This window comes from Corynebacterium sp. HMSC078A10, assembly GCF_001811565.1.
Lineage (GTDB): Bacteria > Actinomycetota > Actinomycetes > Mycobacteriales > Mycobacteriaceae > Corynebacterium > Corynebacterium hesseae.
In genome coordinates, this window is sequence record NZ_KV805193.1 from 42,579 (window position 1) to 62,446 (window position 19,868).

Annotated in this window: 24 protein-coding genes and 1 pseudogene; 14 read left to right on the forward strand and 11 right to left on the reverse strand. The window is 61.1% G+C overall.

The window, feature by feature from the left end; all coding sequences use genetic code 11:
* Nucleotides 1-77: 77 nt before the first annotated feature.
* The 5 genes from HMPREF2808_RS02945 to rpmB form a co-directional block, all read right to left on the reverse strand.
* Nucleotides 78-872: a hypothetical protein gene (locus tag HMPREF2808_RS02945; protein WP_070623627.1), complete on the reverse strand. Its 795-nt coding sequence runs from the start codon at nucleotides 870-872 to the stop codon at nucleotides 78-80.
* 241 nt (nucleotides 873-1,113) lie between these two features.
* Entirely contained in the window at nucleotides 1,114-1,368 is a 255-nt protein-coding gene (gene rpsR / locus HMPREF2808_RS02950) for a 30S ribosomal protein S18 (protein ID WP_010187626.1), read from the reverse strand.
* 15 nt (nucleotides 1,369-1,383) lie between these two features.
* A complete protein-coding gene (rpsN, locus tag HMPREF2808_RS02955) occupies nucleotides 1,384-1,689 on the reverse strand; it encodes a 30S ribosomal protein S14 (protein WP_010187625.1) in 306 nt (101 codons plus the stop codon).
* 3 nt (nucleotides 1,690-1,692) lie between these two features.
* Entirely contained in the window at nucleotides 1,693-1,857 is a 165-nt protein-coding gene (rpmG, locus tag HMPREF2808_RS02960) for a 50S ribosomal protein L33 (RefSeq protein ID WP_010187624.1), read from the reverse strand.
* Between the two features lie 2 nt (nucleotides 1,858-1,859).
* Nucleotides 1,860-2,096 (reverse strand): 50S ribosomal protein L28, encoded by a 237-nt coding sequence (gene rpmB, locus HMPREF2808_RS02965; RefSeq protein ID WP_005279911.1) that lies wholly within the window; start codon nucleotides 2,094-2,096, stop codon nucleotides 1,860-1,862.
* Nucleotides 2,097-2,570: 474 nt separating this feature from the next.
* On the opposite strand from rpmB, the gene HMPREF2808_RS02970 reads away from it, so the two are divergent.
* The 7 genes and pseudogenes from HMPREF2808_RS02970 (at nucleotide 2,571) to HMPREF2808_RS03005 (ending at nucleotide 8,141) form a co-directional block, all read left to right on the forward strand.
* Nucleotides 2,571-2,840 carry a type B 50S ribosomal protein L31 gene (locus HMPREF2808_RS02970; RefSeq protein ID WP_070520710.1) on the forward strand — a complete coding sequence of 90 codons (270 nt, stop codon included), beginning with the start codon at nucleotides 2,571-2,573 and terminating at the stop codon, nucleotides 2,838-2,840.
* 15 nt (nucleotides 2,841-2,855) lie between these two features.
* Nucleotides 2,856-3,029 carry a 50S ribosomal protein L32 gene (gene rpmF / locus HMPREF2808_RS02975; RefSeq protein WP_010187615.1) on the forward strand — a complete coding sequence of 58 codons (174 nt, stop codon included), beginning with the start codon at nucleotides 2,856-2,858 and terminating at the stop codon, nucleotides 3,027-3,029.
* A gap of 239 nt (nucleotides 3,030-3,268) precedes the next feature.
* Nucleotides 3,269-3,966: pseudogene (locus tag HMPREF2808_RS02980) on the forward strand (response regulator transcription factor).
* Nucleotides 3,963-5,573, forward strand: coding sequence for a sensor histidine kinase (locus HMPREF2808_RS02985; RefSeq protein ID WP_070623630.1), 1,611 nt, complete (start codon nucleotides 3,963-3,965; stop codon nucleotides 5,571-5,573). Before HMPREF2808_RS02980 ends, HMPREF2808_RS02985 begins: the two are co-directional and overlap by 4 nt.
* Nucleotides 5,574-5,684: 111 nt before the next feature.
* Entirely contained in the window at nucleotides 5,685-7,199 is a 1,515-nt protein-coding gene (locus HMPREF2808_RS02995) for a S1C family serine protease (protein ID WP_230307887.1), read from the forward strand.
* Nucleotides 7,200-7,308: 109 nt separating this feature from the next.
* Nucleotides 7,309-7,902 (forward strand): MogA/MoaB family molybdenum cofactor biosynthesis protein, encoded by a 594-nt coding sequence (locus HMPREF2808_RS03000; RefSeq protein ID WP_070597483.1) that lies wholly within the window; start codon nucleotides 7,309-7,311, stop codon nucleotides 7,900-7,902.
* Complete coding sequence (locus tag HMPREF2808_RS03005; protein WP_070520730.1) at nucleotides 7,902-8,141, forward strand: hypothetical protein; 240 nt, start codon at nucleotides 7,902-7,904, stop codon at nucleotides 8,139-8,141. The genes HMPREF2808_RS03000 and HMPREF2808_RS03005 overlap by 1 nt, the downstream gene beginning before the upstream one ends.
* Before the next feature lie 87 nt (nucleotides 8,142-8,228).
* Here the strand turns inward: HMPREF2808_RS03005 and mscL are convergent, their stop codons facing one another.
* The 3 genes from mscL to HMPREF2808_RS03020 form a co-directional block, all read right to left on the reverse strand.
* On the reverse strand, nucleotides 8,229-8,657 hold the full coding sequence (gene mscL, locus HMPREF2808_RS03010) for a large conductance mechanosensitive channel protein MscL (RefSeq protein ID WP_070623639.1): 429 nt from the start codon (nucleotides 8,655-8,657) through the stop codon (nucleotides 8,229-8,231).
* 374 nt (nucleotides 8,658-9,031) lie between these two features.
* Nucleotides 9,032-9,676 (reverse strand): SAF domain-containing protein, encoded by a 645-nt coding sequence (locus HMPREF2808_RS03015; protein WP_070623642.1) that lies wholly within the window; start codon nucleotides 9,674-9,676, stop codon nucleotides 9,032-9,034.
* A gap of 55 nt (nucleotides 9,677-9,731) precedes the next feature.
* A complete protein-coding gene (locus tag HMPREF2808_RS03020; RefSeq protein ID WP_070623646.1) occupies nucleotides 9,732-10,298 on the reverse strand; it encodes a 5-formyltetrahydrofolate cyclo-ligase in 567 nt (188 codons plus the stop codon).
* Between the two features lie 70 nt (nucleotides 10,299-10,368).
* Between HMPREF2808_RS03020 and HMPREF2808_RS03025 the strand changes: the two genes are divergently transcribed.
* The 4 genes from HMPREF2808_RS03025 to glpR all read left to right on the forward strand — a co-directional run bounded on the left by HMPREF2808_RS03025 (nucleotide 10,369) and on the right by glpR (nucleotide 14,804).
* Complete coding sequence (locus tag HMPREF2808_RS03025) at nucleotides 10,369-11,298, forward strand: UTP--glucose-1-phosphate uridylyltransferase (RefSeq protein WP_070623649.1); 930 nt, start codon at nucleotides 10,369-10,371, stop codon at nucleotides 11,296-11,298.
* An 88-nt stretch (nucleotides 11,299-11,386) separates the two neighbouring features.
* Nucleotides 11,387-12,679 carry a molybdotransferase-like divisome protein Glp gene (glp, locus tag HMPREF2808_RS03030; protein ID WP_070520746.1) on the forward strand — a complete coding sequence of 431 codons (1,293 nt, stop codon included), beginning with the start codon at nucleotides 11,387-11,389 and terminating at the stop codon, nucleotides 12,677-12,679.
* 18 nt (nucleotides 12,680-12,697) lie between these two features.
* Nucleotides 12,698-13,414: a GNAT family N-acetyltransferase gene (locus tag HMPREF2808_RS03035; protein WP_070623652.1), complete on the forward strand. Its 717-nt coding sequence runs from the start codon at nucleotides 12,698-12,700 to the stop codon at nucleotides 13,412-13,414.
* A 160-nt stretch (nucleotides 13,415-13,574) separates the two neighbouring features.
* A complete protein-coding gene (glpR, locus tag HMPREF2808_RS03040; protein WP_371325873.1) occupies nucleotides 13,575-14,804 on the forward strand; it encodes a divisome protein SepX/GlpR in 1,230 nt (409 codons plus the stop codon).
* Nucleotides 14,805-14,823: 19 nt separating this feature from the next.
* On the opposite strand, the gene HMPREF2808_RS03045 is transcribed toward glpR, so the two are convergent.
* Both HMPREF2808_RS03045 and HMPREF2808_RS03050 read right to left on the reverse strand, forming a co-directional pair.
* The gene (locus HMPREF2808_RS03045; protein WP_083299262.1) at nucleotides 14,824-15,441 is read right to left on the reverse strand and encodes a DNA-3-methyladenine glycosylase I; all 618 of its coding nucleotides are present in this window, start codon (nucleotides 15,439-15,441) and stop codon (nucleotides 14,824-14,826) included.
* Between the two features lie 41 nt (nucleotides 15,442-15,482).
* The gene (locus HMPREF2808_RS03050) at nucleotides 15,483-16,112 is read right to left on the reverse strand and encodes a methylated-DNA--[protein]-cysteine S-methyltransferase (RefSeq protein WP_371325872.1); all 630 of its coding nucleotides are present in this window, start codon (nucleotides 16,110-16,112) and stop codon (nucleotides 15,483-15,485) included.
* Between HMPREF2808_RS03050 and HMPREF2808_RS03055 the strand changes: the two genes are divergently transcribed.
* Entirely contained in the window at nucleotides 16,075-16,488 is a 414-nt protein-coding gene (locus tag HMPREF2808_RS03055) for a DoxX family protein (RefSeq protein ID WP_070520761.1), read from the forward strand. The two genes, HMPREF2808_RS03050 and HMPREF2808_RS03055, sit on opposite strands and share 38 nt — an antisense overlap.
* Entirely contained in the window at nucleotides 16,475-17,164 is a 690-nt protein-coding gene (locus HMPREF2808_RS03060; RefSeq protein WP_070520764.1) for a zf-HC2 domain-containing protein, read from the forward strand. Before HMPREF2808_RS03055 ends, HMPREF2808_RS03060 begins: the two co-directional genes overlap by 14 nt.
* Here HMPREF2808_RS03060 and HMPREF2808_RS03065 read toward each other — a convergent pair.
* The gene (locus HMPREF2808_RS03065) at nucleotides 17,161-18,774 is read right to left on the reverse strand and encodes a dolichyl-phosphate-mannose--protein mannosyltransferase (RefSeq protein WP_369815741.1); all 1,614 of its coding nucleotides are present in this window, start codon (nucleotides 18,772-18,774) and stop codon (nucleotides 17,161-17,163) included. The two genes, HMPREF2808_RS03060 and HMPREF2808_RS03065, sit on opposite strands and share 4 nt — an antisense overlap.
* Before the next feature lie 38 nt (nucleotides 18,775-18,812).
* Here HMPREF2808_RS03065 and rsmI point away from each other — a divergent pair, with 38 nt between their 5' ends.
* On the forward strand, nucleotides 18,813-19,661 hold the full coding sequence (gene rsmI, locus HMPREF2808_RS03070; RefSeq protein ID WP_070597491.1) for a 16S rRNA (cytidine(1402)-2'-O)-methyltransferase: 849 nt from the start codon (nucleotides 18,813-18,815) through the stop codon (nucleotides 19,659-19,661).
* Nucleotides 19,662-19,868 lie beyond the last annotated feature (207 nt).

Consider the following 19,868-nt stretch of genomic DNA (forward strand, 5'->3'; position numbering starts at 1 on the left):
CCTTCGATAATGTTCATGTAATAACTGACGGCAAATCAGTAATCGTACACTCCGCCGCAAACGGCGATTGCTAAAGCTCAGCTTTCACTACTGCTAACCACATTACCGTGCCGAATCATGATGGATTCAAAGGCAGCGGAGACTGTGCGGCACGCCGATCCATAGGCGGTGCGGTCCAGTGGGGGCAGATCCCCGAGCACGACACTGTGCTGGACGACGCCCTCATACCACCGCCCCAACTCCAGCGCGATGCCCGTGCCCCAAGCGAGACTCAGGCCCTCTGCCTCCGCGGTAGTGAGCAGCTCACGCTCCACGCCGATGGCAAGACGGTCTTGGGTGGGGCGGGGCGCTGGTGCTGCCCAACGCGCGATGGCAGAAATGGGCGCCAGCAAAGAAAAACGAATGGACACATCGGCTAAACGATCGGGGAGACCATCCACGAGCTTGAGCGGTGCTGGGCGCTGTGACACAGCCTCGGCGTAGAGCTCCTCCTCGCCGCCAGACCCCAGTGGGAGGCCAGCATCGGCACGGGTTGATGCGCAATCCTGTACCGCGCCGCAGGTCAAACCAGCCTCGGTGATGACCTTCTCTAGCTGTTCGTCAGTGCCTAACCACGTGATGGGTAGTGAGGGGAGGAGGTCGCCGCGGGCAGCGGCGCCGGTGAGTCGAACCGGGCTGGCGAGGCCTGGAGAACGGACGATGTCCGTGATCACGCGAGAAAACCACGCAGCGAGTTCCACACCGTCTCCCCGGTGGGCAGTTGCGTTGCGCATCAAATCCTGCGCTTCTTCCAACAAGCCGCGTGCATGGGCGGGGGACTGGCAGTGGGTAGCGAGTTCGCTGAGGTCTGTGAGTGATTCGTGCAGTGGCATAAAGGCTTAAGTTCCCTTTCCATCAGGGGCGTTCTAACCCTTCAATGTAGCACTCGGGGGTGCCAGTTCTGAGTAAGACAGGTGCGGTGCACGATCCCCAAGAGGACAGGCGGAAAACGAAAGCCGCCGCCTACCGTGCCCCTTAAACGGGGAGGTAGGCGGCGGCTTAAAAGCTCTTTTGTCCTGTCCTAGTGAGTCACGAGTACAGCGGCAAAAGTGCGCTGTTGAAACCAGCTAGTGTTTAGCGGGACGTGAACGGCAGGAGAGCCATTTCGCGAGCGTTCTTGACGGCAGTAGCAACCTGGCGCTGCTGCTGCGGGGTCAGACCGGTGACGCGACGGGAGCGGATCTTGCCACGATCGGAGATGAACAGACGCAGGGTCTTGATCTCCTTGTAGTCAACCTTCTCAATGCCCTCGGCCTTGAGCGGGTTCTTCTTCGGGCGACGGGTCTGCTCCATACGGAACTTCTTGTGATTATTACGCTTGACAGCCATTGTATGGGTACCCCTTTACCAGCTGGACTTGCGAACGCCCGGCAGCTCACCACGGTGAGCCATGCCGCGCATACGGACACGGGACAGACCGAACTTGCGGAGGTAACCGCGCGGACGTCCATCGGCGGAGTCGCGGTTACGGACGCGGACGCGAGCGGCGTCGCGCGGCTGACGGTTCAGCTCGAACTGCGCCTCGAGGCGCTCTTCGTCCGGGGTGTTCGGGTTCTTGATGATTGCCTTGAGCTCAGCGCGACGCTCCGCGTAGCGGGCGACGATTTCCTTGCGCTGCTCGTTCTTGGCGATCTTTGACTTCTTAGCCATAAATTATCGCTCCTCGCGGAATTCGACGTGCTTGCGGACGATCGGATCGAACTTCTTCAAGGTGATGCGATCCGGGTTGTTGCGCTTGTTCTTACGGGTCACGTAGGTGTAACCGGTGCCCGCAGTGGACTTCAGTTTGATGATTGGACGGATGTCATTACGTGCCATCTTTAGATCTTCTCCCCACGTGCGCGAATCTTGGCCACGACGGACTCGATGCCGTCACGGTCGATGATCTTCATGCCCTTGGTGGAAACATTCAGGGTGATGGTACGGCCCTCAGAGGGCAGGTAGTACCGACGACGCTGCACGTTGGGGTTCCAACGGCGCGAGGTGCGGCGGTGCGAGTGCGAGACCTGCTTGCCGAATTCCGGCTTGCGGCCCGTTACCTGGCAAATAGCCGACATGGGTCTTCTTTCTCCTAGCCGCCCACATCGAAAGCGACTAACGGAGTGCCTATATCCGCGGTGAGGCGCGGCGCTCTAAAAAGTGAGGTTGAGCAGGAGGCTTAATCCGTTGAACACCAGTTGATGGGGCGTAAAACGATTACTTTGACAACAGCAAGGGGAAATCTTACATGCCGCGGCCTACAGAACCTAATCACCGCCGTCGTGCAACCCGGCTTTGATACCTATTATCCAGGCGCCATTTCCGTCGAAGGTGCTGGCGGGGTGATTGTTTGTGCTTGCCGTTGCGTTGCTCTGAGGAGTATGAACTGCGGCGATTTCGATTTTGGTGCCTGCGGCCTGTAGGATGTTTCAAGTTGTCGGCGCGAGCCGCACGTTTGTAAGTATAGAGACCCAACTCGGGCACGATCCTTTCACGCTCTCATGCGTCACGGAAGGAACCGACCCGTAGTTCAACCCTGAGGGAATCGACATATGAAGAAAGATATCCACCCGGATTACCACCCGGTGGTCTTCAAGGACGCCGGTACCGGCCACTCCTTCCTGACCAAGTCCACCGCTACCTCCGAGCGCACCGTTGAGTGGGAAGACGGCAACGAGTACCCGCTCATTGTCGTCGACGTGACCGCTGAGTCCCACCCGTTCTGGACCGGTGCGCAGCGCGTTATGGATACCGCTGGCCGCGTTGAGAAGTTCAACCAGCGCTTCGGTGCAATGGCTCGCCGCAAGAAGAAGAACGCGTAAGGAGGATAGGAAAAGATGGCAACTCCTAAGTTTAAGAAGTCCCGCGCGAACACCCACTCTCGCCGTTCCCAGTGGAAGGCTGACAATGTCGCCCTCCAGGAAGTCACCATCGACGGTCAGACCGTGCGCATCCCGCGCCGCCTGGTCAAGGCTGCAAAGCTTGGCCTGGTTGACGTCGAGCAGTTCTAAGGCCTCTTAGGTCTTCAGTCTGTGACTGTAGCCCCGAAGATTCACCGCTTTGAGTGAATCTTCGGGGCTTTTGTCGTGCGCATGTAGTGCGCGCTCGCAGTGCTCCCTGATTGCTAAGGCGTGGGCCGCCGAGGCGGTCTTGAATTTTTTGGGGAAACTAGCGGCCTAAGGGGGTATAAGGGGGCGAAAGAATGCGGCCTACTTCGTGAAAACGTCCTAGATAGGACATAATTGAGATTATGAAGATTCTTGTCGTGGATGACGAGCAGGCCGTACGTGAATCGCTTCGGCGCTCCCTGAAGTTTAATGGCTACGAGGTTGTGTTGGCCGCCGACGGCGTTCAGGCTGTCGAGATGGTTCACAGTGATAACCCCGAGCTACTGATCCTCGATGTGATGATGCCGAACATGGACGGCCTTGAAGTCTGCCGCACCCTGCGTAGCGAAGGCTGGGACCGCCCCATTCTCGTGCTGACGGCTCGTGATGGCGTGTCCGATCGCGTTGCAGGTCTCGATGCGGGCGCCGACGATTACCTGCCCAAGCCATTCGCTCTGGAGGAGCTTTTGGCTCGCGTGCGTTCTTTGGTTCGGCGTGCCGCCGCGGACTCCATCGGGACGAAGCAGCCGGTTGAGACGCAGCTAAGCTTCGAGGACCTCAAGCTTGATGCAGATACGCGTGAAGTTACTCGCGGCGACCGTCCCATTTCTCTGACCCGTACCGAGTTTGCTCTCCTGCGTTTGTTGATGGAGAACCCCGCAAGGTGCTCTCCCGCAACACCATCTTGGAAGAAGTGTGGGGCTATGATTTCCCCACCTCCGGAAATGCGCTTGAAGTGTATATTGGCTATCTCCGCAAAAAGACCGAGGAGAATGGTGAGCCGCGTCTTATCCACACCGTGCGCGGTGTTGGCTATGTCATGAGGGAGGCTATCGCGTGATTTTGCGGAGGCCCGCGCCTGATGCGGTGCCTTCTGAAGACCTGGATACCACTGCGTGGTTAGGCCGCTCAGGCCGACGCGGCTGGGCTTCACGGGCGCCGCTTCGGTGGCGCCTTTCTTTGGTTACCGGCGTTGTTGTCGCCTTCTCCGTGGCAGTGATGACGTTTGTGACCTATTGGCTTGTCGCGGCGTCGATGACGGCGAGCGTCGATAAGCAGCTTATTCAGCAAGCCGACGTGCTCATACAGCAGGCGCAGGATCCGGCCTTCGTGGAGAACATCGACCAGGAAATTTCCTCATTCAAGCTCTATAACCCCTCGACTCGAATCTCAATCTCCCCACCGTCGGTGGCGTTTGCATTTGGTGACGCACTGCCCGTGGGCGGCGATTTTAAGCCCGACGGGGACACTATGGAAAGCTCCATCCGTACTTTGGGCGGGGAGCGCGTGCTGGCTAAGCATGAGGACGGCGGGACCACGGTAGTCCTGGCTAAGGACCTAGGACCGACCGAGGAAATCGTTTCCGCGGTGGGCTCGGCTCTGCTCATCATCGTGGCGTTCGGCGTGCTGCTTTCCGTTTTTGCGGGAATGGTGGTGTCCAAGACCGGCATGGAACCCATCGCACGCCTCAAGCGCGCGGTAGATTATGTGACGCAGACTAATGACTTGCGGCGGATTGCGGTGGAGAGCAATGACGAGATGTCGCAGCTGACGGTGTCCTTCAACCGAATGTTGTCTGCCCTGCAGCATGCGCGCGTGCAGCAATCGCAGTTCGTGGCAGATGCCGGCCACGAGCTGAAGACGCCGCTAACCTCCATGCGTACCAATATCGAGCTGCTCATGATGTTGAATAAATCGGGCGGCGGATTCGGCATCAGCGAGGAAGATCGCCGTGATTTGGAAGACGACGTGATGGCGCAGATGTCGGAGTTGTCGACCCTGATCGGTGACCTCGTGGACTTGGCGCGCGAAGATGCCACTGAGAAGGAACCGGAACCGGTCGAACTGCACGAGGTCCTGGAGAATTCCCTTAATCGTGCCAAGCGCCGGCGCCCTGACGTGGACTTCCGCGTGAGGTTTATTCCGTGGATGTTGGATGGTGACCCATTTGCCTTGGGGCGTGCCACGCTCAATCTCATGGATAACGCCGCGAAGTGGTCGCCGCCGACGGGTACCGTGCGCGTTTCCATGCGGCAAGTGGCAGAGGACAAGGTGCGCCTGCGTGTGGATGACTCGGGCCCCGGTATCGCGCCCGAGGAGCGCGACAAGGTGTTTGAGCGTTTCTACCGTTCGGCCGAAGCTCGTGCAATGCCTGGATCCGGATTGGGCTTGGCCATCGTGAAATCCGTCGTTGAGCGGCACAATGGAGAGATCACCATTAAGGATTCTGCGGACGGTGGAACACGCATGGAGGTTATCCTGCCGGGGCATCCCACCGAGGGGGATGCCATGGTGGATGGACTGGAAGAAATTCCGAACGAGTTTCAGCCAGAATCCTTCGATGCGCAAGAAGCAGAGGAGACATCTCAGGAGCCAGCCGAGGAGCACTCGGAGAACCCGCACGACCGGGGTCATATTTTTGCGGAGCGGTGGTTTAACCAAAGCTAGTCTTCCAAGTATCGCCCCAGTTCAGGGCGCACAGGAAATGTACAGCTTTTCCTAGCGCACTGGCAGAGCAGAGACAGATACACCCCAGCGCGATGGTGCACACTACCTGACATGAATATGAGGAATTCGAACATGGATAATCCCATGGATACCCCGCAGAACTCTGATGGACGGGGACAAGCACAGCAGCAGGGCGGGGCGCCTTCTGCGGGAAGCTCATCAAACGGCTGGAATCAGCCGCGCTCGGACTCGTGGGCACAGGGAAGGCAGCAGCAAGCGCCCTACGGTGCACAGGGCGGGCCGGGAAGCCCATCGTCGTTTGGCACTCAGCCCCCTCAGGCTCCAAACGCGGGGCAAGCACCGTATGGCGGCTCAACCTATGGCTTCGGTCAGCAAAGCCAGGTGCGACAGAGTACAGCGCAACCATATGCAGGACAGCGCTACGGTGCTGCGCCCGAGGGGCATCAGAACGAACACTTCGCTGGTCAGCAAGGCGCAGGCGCGCACGTCGTGGAGCCGGGAAGCGAACCGAAGAACAAACGCAAGGTAGGAATGGGCACCGCGTTGGCGATGATGCTTGTTGTAGCCATTGCAGTTGGCGGCGTCACCGGTGCCGTGGTTGGCAAAGCCGGTGACGATAAATCCTCCACCTCGACGGTCAACGAGGTTCTCGAGCGCCAGCCGGTGGCCAATAACACCGGTAACGAGCCGGCCGCCGGCTCTGTGGAGGACGTAGCATCGAAGGTTCTGCCGTCGGTGGTGTCGATCTACTCCATGACCCGCTCTGGCGGTGCCGAGGGCTCCGGTTCAATTATCTCCCCAGATGGTTATGTGCTGACCAACCACCACGTGGTTGCTGGCGCGGATCAAGGCGGGAGGCTCGAAGTGACGATGAATGATGGTTCGCGCCATAGCGCTACGTTTGTCGCGTCCGATGCGACGACAGACGTCGGGGTCATCAAAATCGACGACGTCAGCGATCTTCCTTTTCTCCAATTTGGTGATTCGGACGCGGCCGCAGTGGGGCAGGAGGTAGTTGCCGTTGGCTCCCCGCTGGGGCTCAACGCCACGGTGACGTCCGGAATTGTGTCGGCCAAGAACCGCCCAGTGCGTGCGTCACAGGAAGGTGGGGAGTCCTCGCTTATCGACGCCATCCAGACCGACGCAGCCGTCAACCCCGGTAACTCCGGCGGTCCCCTGGTGGACATGGAGGGCAACATCATTGGCATGAACTCGATGATCGCCTCGCTATCTGGCGGCTCGAATGCCGAAGGCGGCTCCATCGGCCTGGGCTTCGCCATCCCCTCAAATTTTGCTAAGCGGATGGCCGATGAGCTCATCAATAACGGCAAGGTCAAGCATCCCACGTTGGGCGTTAAGGTCCGTGCGCAGAGCGATACACTTGGCGCGGAAATCGTTGATGTGGAATCTGACAGCCCGGCTGATAAGGCAGGACTGAAGTCCGGTGACGTGGTCACCCGCGTCAACGACAGGCTCATTGAAAGCTCCGATGCCCTGATTGCAGCAACCCGCTCGCAGGAATTTGGGGCAACCGTGACACTGGAAGTTAAGAGCCGCGACAACGAAGACGTGAGAAAGGTAGAGGTAACGCTGGCGAGCGAGTAAGTTTACAAATACTCGGGCGGTGCGCAAGCACCGCGTGAATACCGCACCCAGACACCTTTTTAAGCAACTACTTCCGGAAGATTCCGTCCCACCTTTAAGGAGAACCTCCGTGGCAGACAACACCGACGCAACTGAGCTGTTGGGGCGCGATGCCTCACACGAACTTGATGATGTTACCGAGCCCGATGACGCCTTCCTCATTGCGAGCGAACAAGAACAAAGCGTTCAGGCGCCGCGTCGCGCGCTCGTCGTGATCGTTACCGACCACCCAGATGAGGCAACGGAGGACACATCGCGTTTGGCGGGTGAATTGCTGGCCGAAGCCGATTTCACCTTTGACGGCGCAGTGATTGTTCGCTCCAAGAAATCCAAAATCCGGCAGGCGATTGAAACCGGTGTGGTCGGGGGAGTTGACCTCGTACTGACTATCGGTGGCACGGGCGTTGGCCCCCGCGATAAGACCCCTGAGGCAACCCGCGCGGTGCTGGATCAAATGGTTCCGGGCGTGGCGCAGGCGCTGCGCTCTTCCGGCCAGGCATGCGGCGCGGTGGATGCCTGCACCTCCCGCGGTATTTCAGGAGTGTCCGGATCGACGGTCATCGTCAACGTGGCTTCGTCCCGCGCGGCGGTGCGCGATGGTATGGCAACGTTGACTCCCTTGGTGCATCACCTCGTGGATCAGCTGCAGAAGTCCAGCGTCTAATGGCTGATTCCGCACCACGTGCCCGCCGTCGTCGTGCTCAGCGCCCGTCGACCGCCCAGAATTATGACCGCAGCTTCGACGTGCCCGGCGGGCCAGTATCGCAGGCGGCTGGTACCTCTGCTGGGGCTGGCGCCGATGAGCTGCGCATCGTAAGCCTTGATGGCAACAGCGAAGACGAAGTCACCGGTGAGGCTTTCTACCGCGAGAATATGCCGCCGCACTTTGGTACTACGCAGTAGCGCGTCGAGGGCCTAGAGCGCATAAGGAAATCCCGCAGAGCTTCAGCATTGTGCTGGCTCTGCGGGATTGCAGGTTTTGCTTGTGAATTAGAAGCTGGAACCTGGCTTCTCAGTGGTGGTGCCACCGTTCTCAGCAGCGAGCAGGTCGCGGATCTCAGCGAGCAGCTGCTCGGCGGTCGGAGCCGGCTCCTCCGGGTCAACACCCTGGCGGCGCTTAGCGTGCTCGGTGACGGCATTGAGCGGAGCGACAATGACGAAGTAGATGACGGCAGCGACGAGCAGGAAGTTGATGAGTGCCGTGATGACCGCACCAAAGTCAAGGAAGGTCTCGGGATTGTCGGTAATCGCGAAGCCCAGGCCACCGAAGTCCGGGGAACCGAAGGAGTTGATCAGCGGCTGGATGAGGTGGTCCGTGATGGAGGTAACGATTGCGGTGAATGCAGCACCGATGATGACGGCCACGGCCAGCTCGATGACGTTGCCGCGCAAGATGAAATCTTTAAAGCCCTTAAGCATGGGAATATGTCCTTTTCTGCGGAGTAAATGCTTCTTCGGTAGTGCGCGGCTGCGGCGCAGCGCGCGGTGAGAGAACCAACGCTGTTCAATGAGGCGGTACCTAGCACGTGATGAGCCGGAAGGGGCCGAAAGGAGCGAGATTCTTGAAGCGGTAGGAGTGCCTACTTAGGAAGAAGCATCGGGGGAAATTGCTGGAATAGAAAAGACCACTGTTGAGCGCTCACAGCATGCGTTGCCACGCCGTTGTGAGACAGGAAAGACACACAAACATTAGCGCCTGAGTGGATGCGCCCATACTAGGCAGAGATTGTTGGTGGTGGCAACATCCCGCGGCACCATTGATGCGCAAACGCGGCGATCTTCACAGTGTCATCTTAAGTGTGGGCACGGTCGCCCACGATGATGACCGTGAGCGGTTGCGCAAGGGAAGCGGCAGCGACGTCCTCGGCCGCCTCGGCGGGGAGGGCAACGAGCAACGATTGTGTGCGTGCATCATCTCCGCCTGTTCCTACCGACACGACGCGAGCGCCACGGGCAATAGTCTTTCCGCGTGCGGGGGCGGTACCGTCGGGCCCATCCTCGACCGTGCCGACGATGTTGACCGTATCTCCATGGTGGAGATTACGAGAAATCTCCGGCTCAGCCAGCGTAAGCGGGATGAGGTGGCCGTTGTCCATACCGAAATCTGCGACGAGATCTGAGCTGAGTAGGCGAGTTGTGGTCAAGATTTCGCCAGCGCTCGCGGCCGCTACCAGCACGCGTCCCACGGCATCCTCTGGGGTATTTCCCAACGCCGTGGCGGGAAGAGCGGAGGAGGGGACGCGGGCCACGGAGACATCGCCAAGCGCTAGCGTCTCCCCGGCCGCCACGTCCCGGGCCATGACCACGACGCGGGGCTGCTCACGCGTGGAAGCGAGCGCACTGGCCGCGGCGGTCACGAGCAGGACAGCTGCGATAACGCGGCGCAGGAACACGCTGCGGCGATGTCCCGGGGTGCGCAGAACATGTAGAAAATCCATACCTTCTTAGACTGCGCGTGGCGCCGCGTGGTTCCCGGGCGGGGCCCGAAAGCGATTAAAGCCAGCGCATCCCGCGCTCGGTCAGGACGCCATCGACTGGACGGTCGTGCTCATCGAAGGGGACATCGCGGATCTCGCTGGAATGCACCAAGGCGACGACAGGCGGGCGCCCAGTGGGGAGTGGGGTGAGCGCGCGGTCGTAGTAACCCGCGCCCTTTCCAAGACGCATGCCGGATTCGCTGACTGCCATCGCGGGCGCGAGGATGAGATCGAGCTGGGCTAGGATTTCGCTGCTGTGGCGCTGGCCGACGGGCTCCGCAATCCCCAGCGCCCCCGGGCGCATGGCCTGTGGGCCGGTATATAGCGTCCACAAAAGCTCCCCGTCTGCACCGGAAATAGGCAGGTAAACCTCTTTGCAGAGCTGTGCCACGGTATCCACGAAGCTGGGTCCGCCCGGCTCTGTGCCCAGTGGGTGGTAGGCGGCAATGCGCATCGCGGGAGTCAGGAGCTCTCTCACACCAGCACACCACGCGGCGTTGTCGTCAGCACGCTGTTCAGAGGTGCGTTCGCGGCGGGCGCTAAGGAGTGAGGCTCTCAAGGCGTCCTTGGGGGAGGTCGTCATGGTTGTTAATCATAATGTGACGGCGTAGCGCAGCGCAGGAGAGCGGTGGGTGCATTGTAAAGTGGAACTTATGGCTATTGCACACGAGGATTCCCACACCGGGATCGCTACGGTCGTTGTCCCCGCTGCTGGCATGGGCACTCGCTTCCTGCCTGCCACCAAGACCGTGCCCAAGGAGCTGCTCCCCGTCGTTGATACGCCGGGCATCGAGCTTATTGCGGAAGAAGCCGCTTCGGTTGGTGCGCAGCGCCTCGCGGTGATCACCGCACCAAACAAGCAAGAGGTGATGCGACACTTCGAGGAGTTTCCGGATCTGGTTGAGACACTCGACGCCCGCGGCAAAGACGAGCAGGTTGCTAAGGTCAAGCGCGCTGCCCAGCTGATCCACCCGATTTCGGTGGAGCAGGAAAAGCCGCTTGGGCTCGGTCACGCTGTGGGCTTGGCGGAATCCGTGCTTCAGGATGACGAGGAATTCTTCGCCGTCATGCTGCCGGATGACATTGTCCTGCCGGCCACAGTCATGAGGGAGATGGCCCGTGTTCGCGCAGCTCTAGGCGGCAGCGTGCTGTGCGCCTTTGAGGTCGCGCGCGAGGAGACCTTTAACTACGGTGTGTTCGACGTCGAAGACACCGACGCGCCGGGAGTGAAGAAGGTTGTGGGCATGGTGGAGAAGCCGGATCCGGCTGATGCGCCGTCCAACCTCGTGGCCACCGGGCGCTACCTGCTCGACAGGAAGATCTTTGATGCGCTTCGCCGTATCAAGCCGGGCAAGGGTGGGGAGCTGCAGTTGACCGATGCCATCGAGCTCCTCATCAAGGAGGGACACCCGGTTCACGTCGTAGTTCACCAAGGCAAGCGTCACGATCTTGGCAACCCGGGCGGTTATATCCCAGCCAACGTGGACTTTGGTCTGCGCGATGAGAAATACGGTCCCGCGCTCTACAAGGCGATTAAGAAGATTGTGGAGGATTACGAAGAAGAAAATGGGCTGAAGGGCTAAGTCTTGACGCACCAAGCGCGCTAAGCTCTACTCCAGTAACTTCCATCCCTTTAGGCCCCACATACCCCAGAGCAAAGGTAGGCGGTACATGCGTTCGGTCGATGACCAGATGGCGTTCATTCTTGATGCAGCGATGACTCCGGAGCCGGTACGCATCGCCATCGCGAATGCGCTGGGTCTCAAGTGCGCGGAGGAGGTGCAGGCTAATCAGCCGCTGCCGGGCTTCCCGCAGGCGGCGATTGATGGCTACGCCGTGCGTGCTGTGGACGTCGGGGGAGAAAAAGCCCTCAAGGCGCGCACTCGCCACGACGCTGAGGATGCAGATGCTCCTGCCTCGGAGACTGAGATTGAGCGCTCGCTTCCGGTGGTGGGGGAGGTGCCTGCAGGCTCGCGTCAGCCTTTGCGTTTGCAGCCTAAGCAGGCGGTGCGGGTGTATACGGGTGCGCCTTTGCCCACGCTTGCCGACGCCGTCCTTCCCCTCGAGTGGACCGACCGCGGACGCAAGCGCGTGACCTCACACCGGCCAGTGCGCTCGGGAGACTTCGTGCGCCGCGTGGGCGATGACATCCAACCCGGCGATGTGGCAGTGTCCTCTGGAACTGTCTTGGGGCCGGCGCAGATTGGCCTGCTCGCGGCGGTGGGGCGCTCGAAGGTGCTGGCGTACCCACGCCCGCGCGTGACCATCGTCTCTTACGGCAAGGAGCTTGTCGACGTCGACCGTGAGCCCGGCCTGGGCCAGGTCTTCGACGTGAACTCTTACTCACTCGCAGCGGCCGCGAAGGAGGCCGGCGCGGACGTACATCGCGTGGGCATTGCTGCCGGTGAGCCGCGCCGCGTGCGGGAGGCCTTGGAGACTTACCTGGCGCGCAGCGAGGTGTTGGTGATTTCCGGTGCCGTGGGCGGTGCGGGGGCGGATGAAATCCGCGAAGTCCTCGATGAGCTGGGGGATGTCGATACTACTCGTGTGGCAATGCACCCCGGTTCGGTCCAAGGTTTTGGTCTGTTGGGTGAAGAGCGCATCCCCACCTTCCTGTTGCCTTCGAACCCCGTGTCTGCGCTCGTCATCTTCGAGGTTTTTGTGCGCCCGCTGATTCGGTTGTCCCTAGGCAAGCGCAGCGGTCAGCGTCGCGTCGTACGCGCACGCGTGCTCAACCACATGGAGTCCCGCCCGGGCCGTCGCGGATACATCCGTGCCCGGCTGATGCGTGACGCCGAGACCTCCGATTACCTCGTGGAAGGGCTAGGTGGCGCGGCGGGCGCGCCGGCACACCTGCTCGCCGGGTTGTCAGAAGCGAACGCGATGATTCGCATCCCGGAGGAGGTCACCGAGATCCGCCCGGGAGATGTGGTCGACGTCCTCTTCCTGACCCAACGAAGCTAGCCGGCAGCTACGCACGCCATGCTTGATCCTTTTGGTACTGCCGCAGGGAGGTTTTCCACCCCCGCCAGCGGTGAGGCGCACCCCGAGCATCCGGGGTGGCCTGAGGCGACCCCTGCGGTGCGGCTGCGAGGCTCCAGCGTTTTCCCGCACGGAGCGACGGTACGCCTGCGCCCGCTGTTGCGTCGGGATGGCGAGGCGTGGCGGCAGCAGCGCATAGCGGATCGGGATTTTCTTAAACCCGTGGAACCTACGCTGCCGACGTCGTGGGGTGCGGCGCATTCGCAGTCTGCGTGGTGGAATCACCTGATGTTTTTGCGTGATTCTGCCCGCGCTGGAACGGTGGTGCCGCTCGTCATTGACGTCGATGGGCAATTTCGAGGCCAATTAACCCTGGGAAATATTCAGCACGGAGGGGTTAGTGAATGCTGGATAGGCTATTGGGTCCATTCCGGGGTACACGGCGCCGGCGTGGCCACCGTTGCGTGCGCCCTCGGCGTGGACCACGCTTTTTACCGCGTGGGGCTGCATAGAGTCACCGCCACCTACCTGCCGGAGAACCCTGCTTCGGGCAAGGTGCTACACAACAATGGCTTTCGGGATGAGGGATTTCTGCGCCGCAACTTACACATTGCCGGCGCATGGCGGGACCACCACTTCTTGGCGCTCAATCGTGAGGATTTTGCCTCGAGCGCGGTGGAGCGCCTGCACGCGGCGGGGCGGATCCTCGGCCTCTAGATCGTGCTTGGATTAGTTCAACTACCTCTGTTTTCACTTAAGTAACAACCTTGTAATTTATGGGCTCGTTGATGCCCATGGAGCCGGTGTGGGCGGCTAGAGTAGGGGCCTAGTTATATTCCCTTTTCGTCGACCCCTGAAAGTGGGACACAGCCGCATGATGACTGCCGTGCCGATCATTCTCGTAATCGTGTTGTGGCTCTTCATCCTCGCCCCGTTGCTTTTGCGTTCGCAGCGTCCGATGAGCCACACGGGTGAGGCCTTTGAAGAGACCCGCGTGCTCTTCGAAGGTGATTCCGGCTCTGTGCCGGGCCGTCGCAAGCCGCGCCTGGGCAAGGAAGATATCCGCCCGCGCGCCCAGGCAGGAACGGGGGCTGCAGCGGACGAAGCGGAGTACGAGCTGGTGGAGGCCGAAGGCGTAAGCGAGGATTCGCAGTCCTCTCGCGCTGAAACCGCTACCTCTGATGAAGCTGCTTCGGACGTCGCGGAGACGATTGACGGCGAGGTTGTTGAGGAAGACGCCGTTGAAGAGGACTTCGAGCTCGAAGCGGAGCCCGCCCACGTCGCCGAGGCTGAGCAGGAAGCAGGACTGGACACCAAGGACGTTGAAGCAGATTCCGCTGAAGTGTTTACAGCCCCAGCAAATGCTGAGGTGGCGGAGGATGCTTATGACTTCGACGACGCCTACACTTCTCCGGTCGATTTGATGTACCCGGGTGCTATTGACGCTGTGGAGGAGGCGCCGACGACGCCCAACGCCGAGGATTCAGATGGGGCTGATGATGCTCCCGACGCGGAAGAATCCACGGCGGCGGAAAGCGAGAACGCTGATGCCGCGGAGCTGAACGCCGAGGACTCTGAGGCCGGCGGCAGCGATACCGAGCTGTCTGAGGACGAGCTCGCCTTCGCACAGCGCCGCCTTGGCCGCGGCGGCTGGGATCCGGTGAAGGAGAAGGAAGCTTCTGCCACGCGTTACCAGCGCCGTCAGCGCACGCTCATCGGATTGGCGGTAGCAGTGGTAGCTACGGTATGCTTCGGCATCGTCGTGGGTGGATGGACGTGGTGGCTGGCGGCTATCGCTGGTGTTATGACCACGGTTTACCTGGTTGCGCTGCGCGCCCAGGTGCGTCGTGAACGGGAGTTGTTGCGGCGCCGCATTTACCACCTACGCCGCGCCCGCCTGGGAGTGCGTAACGCGGAGAACCCCGCCGAGTCGCTTCCGCCGAAGCTGCGCCGCCCGGGCGCGCTCATCCTGGAAATCGATGATGAAAGCCCGGACTTTGACTACCTTCCGGTGTACTCGGAGGATGATTCCGACGGTGGGTTTGACGGTCCTCATCCCACCCCGCGTCAACGGCGTGATGATTTGGCGGAGCGTCGAGTTGGCTAAGCACTCAGTCGGTTAAGCGTTAGGCCGGCCACACACCGGATGTGCCGCGACGGTGCGAGCCCACGAGGTGGGCATCGACCATGCCGATGGCCTCCATGAGTGAGAAGCACGTTACTGGGCCGACGAACTTGAAACCGGCCTTCTTTAAAGCCTTGGACATGTCCAAGGCTTCTTGTGTGTATTTAGGAATGTCTTCTTCGCGCTCCGGTGCGATGGTCTCTTCCGGCAAGAAGCTCCAGATGAACTCATCGAGTCCGCCCTGCTCTCTTAAGGCCACCGTGGCCTTCGCGTTGGCGAGTACCGCATTGATCTTGAGGCGGTTCCGGATGATTCCAGGATTATTCATCAGGCGCTCCACTTCCTCCTCGCCGAAGCTTGCCAGAAGGTCAGCATCAAACCCTACGAAAGCGGCGCGGAAGGCTTCGCGTTTGCGCAGAACGATCTCCCAGCTCAGCCCAGCCTGGAAGCCCTCCAAACAGAGGCGCTCTAGCAGTGCGGATTCCTCATGGATGGGCATGCCCCATTCGGTGTCGTAGTACTCCTTGAGGAGTGGGGAGGTCATTGCCCAAGCAGGGCGGCCGAGCCCCGCGGAGTCAAAAACAAGTCTCGTATCGTTTGCCATCTGTGTACTAGTCATGTCTTTTTAGACTGCAGAAGTTATTCATCGGTTCCCCAGAGCTACCCGTGGTTGCCAAGGGCTCTCTGCGGATTAGTGTCGCAGCATGCGGCCTCGTGGTCCAGAAGCATCTGCTTCGCGGCTGCGCCGCCGCGATAGGAACCCACACCGCCGCCAGCCGGTACGACGCGGTGACACGGCACCACAATCGGAAGCGGGTTGGTGGCACAGGCGCTCCCCGCGGCACGCGCGGCCTGCGCGCTACCGGCGGCGGTGGCAAGAGTCGAATAGGTCCAACGTTCCCCGAAGGGGATGTCGCGCAGAGCACGCTGCGCCCGATCCCGGAAGGTGCGCGGGGACTCAGGCACGGCGAGAAGCAGCTCAAAATCCCTCCGCGTGCCGGCAAAGTACTCGGCAATTTGTTGAGAGGCGTCGACAAGCACCGTGCCCGCAGAGCCAGGTTCGGTGGCATCCGTGAGGCGTTGCATGCTTCTAAGATCCGGAGATTCGCCGTCGAAATACACGTGAGATAAACCCCGCGCAGATCCCACGAGGGTGAGGCAGCCTAAAGGCGTGTTCGTAGTGGTCCACGTAAGCATGCTGGGTGGGGAGTCCTTTCGGAGGGAGGTGGCTATCCAGGGTAGTCTATGAACCATGAATAGACCCGCCGTACGCGATGCCGCGCTCCTCATCTTCCGCGCGGTGCTGGGAGTAATCTTCGTGGCGCACGGCGTGGACAAGATGTTCTTTAGCGGTATGGACGAAATTACCGGGCAGTTCTCTGCCATGGGGGTCCCACAGCCGCAGACCTCGGCATACTTGGCTGCCTTCGCGGAAATGCTGGGCGGGGCGGCCCTGGTGGTAGGCCTTCTCACGACCTTTGTTGCGGGGGCTTTAGCGCTGCTCATGGCGTGCGCATTGTATTTCGTGCACATCGGTAACGGTCTCTTCGCGGCCGATGGTGGTATCGAGTACCCGCTGGTTCTCATCGTGTCATTGCTCATGATCGTGGTCTTCGGTTCCGGCCGGGCGAGCGTGGATGGAGTGCTGAGCCGTGCTGACGCATGAGCAAGTGCAGGCAGCGATTTCCGCGCAGCTAGACGGGGAAGCCCCGCAGCTGTCGCCTGACGTCATCGAGGCACACGTTTCCAGCTGCCCAGACTGTGCAGCCTTCCGGGACAAGGCAGCGGCTCTATCGCGCTCGTTGAGCCTTGTGGAACCGGATGGAGCACCGCCGCAGGATCTATCCGAGGTTATCCTCGCTGGCGTGGAGCCAGAATGGCAGCGAGCTTCGAGCACTCGCCAGGCTTCGCTGTCGTTGGCGCGAGTAGCCCTCGGTGTGCTGTCCGTGGCATTTCTTGTGTGGGCGATTGTGGTCGTCGTCAGTGCTTCGGGCTTGACCACCCTGGAGAGCGAAGGGACCCTTGCAGAAGGCGCTGACCCGGAGCGCGCGCGCCTGTTGATCGAGGCCGCAGCACTGCGCTTCGGCCTTGCCAGCGGTTTGGGTTTTGCTGCATGGCGCCCTGCCTCAGCGCCCGGATTGCTGCCGGTGGCGTGCACAATGTTCGCGTTCCTGTGCGGCTTTACCATGCGCGATTTTGCCCTGGGCAGCGTCGCCGCGGGGCAGCTTTATATCCTCATCGGCACCGGGCTCGCCACCGCCTGCCTGGGCTGGGCTTGGGCGGCGGACCGGGGGTTCCTGCTGCGGGACGTTTATCGGACGCTATCTGCTAGCCCGCGTTAGGTCCACGACGGCAGCCACATGATGGAGTTGTACCAAGAATCCGGGATCATGTAGCCGTAGAGAATCGGGGAGAAGTAGGCAAACATCGCTACAACGAGTGCGGCGTAGCACACCGTGATGAAGGTGCCCAGCGGCATCGCGGAACCGAAGAGCCTTGTGAGCCAGTGCCATTCCAGTTTGCGGCCGCGCCCGATCATTTGGCCCAAGGCCAACGCGATGAGCACGATGATGAACGGGATAAACGCCGTGGCATAAAAGAAGTACATCTGGCGGTCGAAGACCGCTAGCCAGGGTAGGAAACCCGCCGCGGCGCCCACGAGCGGAATGAGGAAGGCGCGGTTGCGGCGCACGAGCAAGGACCACAGCCCCCACAGCACCGCTGGAATGACCAGCCACCAAATGGCCGGGGTGCCAAACAGGTACAGCATCTTGCGGCAGGAACCGCCGTCGCCACAGGAAATGTCAGTGGAGGAGTAGTAGAGGATGGGGCGCGCGGCCACCAGCCAGGCCCACGGCTTGGAATCCCAGGGGTGGCTGTGGCCGCCTGAAGTGGTCAAGGAGGCGTGGAATTCCAGCACGGAGGAGTGGTAGTAGAACCAGCCGGCGAGCGGCTCGGGGAGGTTGAGTAGCCAGGACCCTTCTTCGATAGTGCCGTCCACCTTGGCGTGGCGGTAGACGGCGGTTTCATCGGCGAACCAAGCGCGCCATGACCACGCGTAGAGCGCTACAGGAACCGCGACGATGGAGGCGAGGGCCGCGGGCGTATCGCGTACCAGCGTGCCCACGATGTAGCGGCGCACTCCATAAAGACGGCGCAGCGCGAGGTCCGAGAAGACGCTCATGAGGCCGAAGAACATGATGTAGTACAGGCCCGACCACTTCACAGAAAGTGTTAGCCCCAGGAAGACACCGGCCGCAAAGCGCCACCACCTGAATCCAAAACGAGGACCGAAGTCGGAATCACCCATGGTGCCCGAAAGGAAAGCGGCGTGGAGGCGCTCGCGCATCTGCTGGTGGTCGCGTGCCAAGGCCCACGCGGCGGCAACCACAAAGAAGACTTGGAAGATGTCGAGCATGCCAAACTTGGAGGCCACGAGAAGCACACCATCGCACACTGCGAGCAGACCGGCTAGGAAGCCAACCTGCCACGAACCGGACAATCGGCGAGCCAGCGCCATAGTCAGCAGGACCGTGCCCACGCCAAAGAGCGCGGCCATGCAGCGCCAGCCCAATGGGGTGTAGCCGAAGAGGGCCTCTGAAATCGCAACAATCTGCTTGGCCAGCGGTGGGTGGACGACGAGGCCATAACCCGGATTGGACTCAATACCGCCGATAAAAAGGTTATGCCAGCTGGTAACCATGTCCCAGGCCTGCGGCACGTAGTGCTTCTCATCGAAGACGGGCGTGCCTTCGGAGACCGGGGAGGTCAGGCCAATGAAGCGCGTGAGGAAAGCCAGCGCCGCGATGATCGCGGTGCTGATCGTGTCAGCCGTGGTCCAGACATAGGGCCGGGGAGCAGGAGGCGCTGGCCGGGTATGGGCGCCGCGTGCGATAGACGGACGCGGGCGCTTGATGCGGCCAGATCGATCGGTAGGGGTTGCGATACTCACTCGGATGAGTCTAGCGTGCGTGTGCCATGCTGGGGAGTATGAGTCTTCAGCTTGAACCCTTGCCGCGTGGGGTCATCCTTGCCGCCACGCCGCTGGGAAACCCCGGTGACGCTTCGGCCCGCTTGATGCAAGCATTGGGCCACGCAGATGTAATTGCCGCAGAAGATACCCGCCGCGTTCGCAATCTGGCCCAGGCGTTGGGGGTGGAGATCCGCGGCAGGGTGGTGTCCAATTTCGACCACAACGAAGAGGAGCGTTCGCGCGCTCTCGTCGCCGCCGCCCGGACCGGGACAGTGCTCGTGGTGTCCGACGCCGGTATGCCCCTGGTGTCTGATCCTGGGCACTCCATCGTCACCGCAGCAGTGGAAGCAGACGTGCCCGTGACCTGCTTCCCAGGACCCTCGGCGGTGCCGACGGCTCTTGCGCTGTCTGGTTTGGGGGTGGGGCATTTTCTCTTCGATGCCTTCCCACCGCGCAAGCCTGGGCCGCGCAAGGCGTGGCTGGAGTCCTTGGTGGGGGAGCAGCGCGCGATTGCGTTCTTCGAGTCCCCGCACCGTTTGGCACAGACGCTTGGCGACGCCTCCGCGATCCTCGGCGCCGACCGTCGCGCTGCTGTGTGCCGAGAGCTGACGAAGACCTACGAGGAGATTAAGCGAGGCTGCCTAGGCGAGCTCGCGGAGTGGGCTGAAGAGAATGCGCGGGGCGAAATCACCGTAGTAATCGAGGGCGGTGAGGCCGCGCCCGTGTCGATGGAGACCCTTGTTGAGCAGGTCCGTGCAGAAGTAGAGCGGGGTGTGCGTGCCAAGGATGCGTGCAAGAAGGCGGCGGCGGGAACGGCATGGTCCAACCGTGAGCTCTATGACGCTTACCTTGCTGCGCGCGGCTGAGCACCATCGCAGTTTTCTGGTGATGACCGTCTCTTTTCGGGCAATCGTTATGGCATCGTTATTCGCATAAAGGTTGAGGGAGCCTGGGCGGTAGCCGGAGACAGAGACGGATTGTATGGACACGCTGCACAGTTGGCGCACAGAATGGTGCTGAAGGGTGTGCACTGTGTGGAGAAGTGCATGGAGGAAATTGCCCGCCTTCCGAGC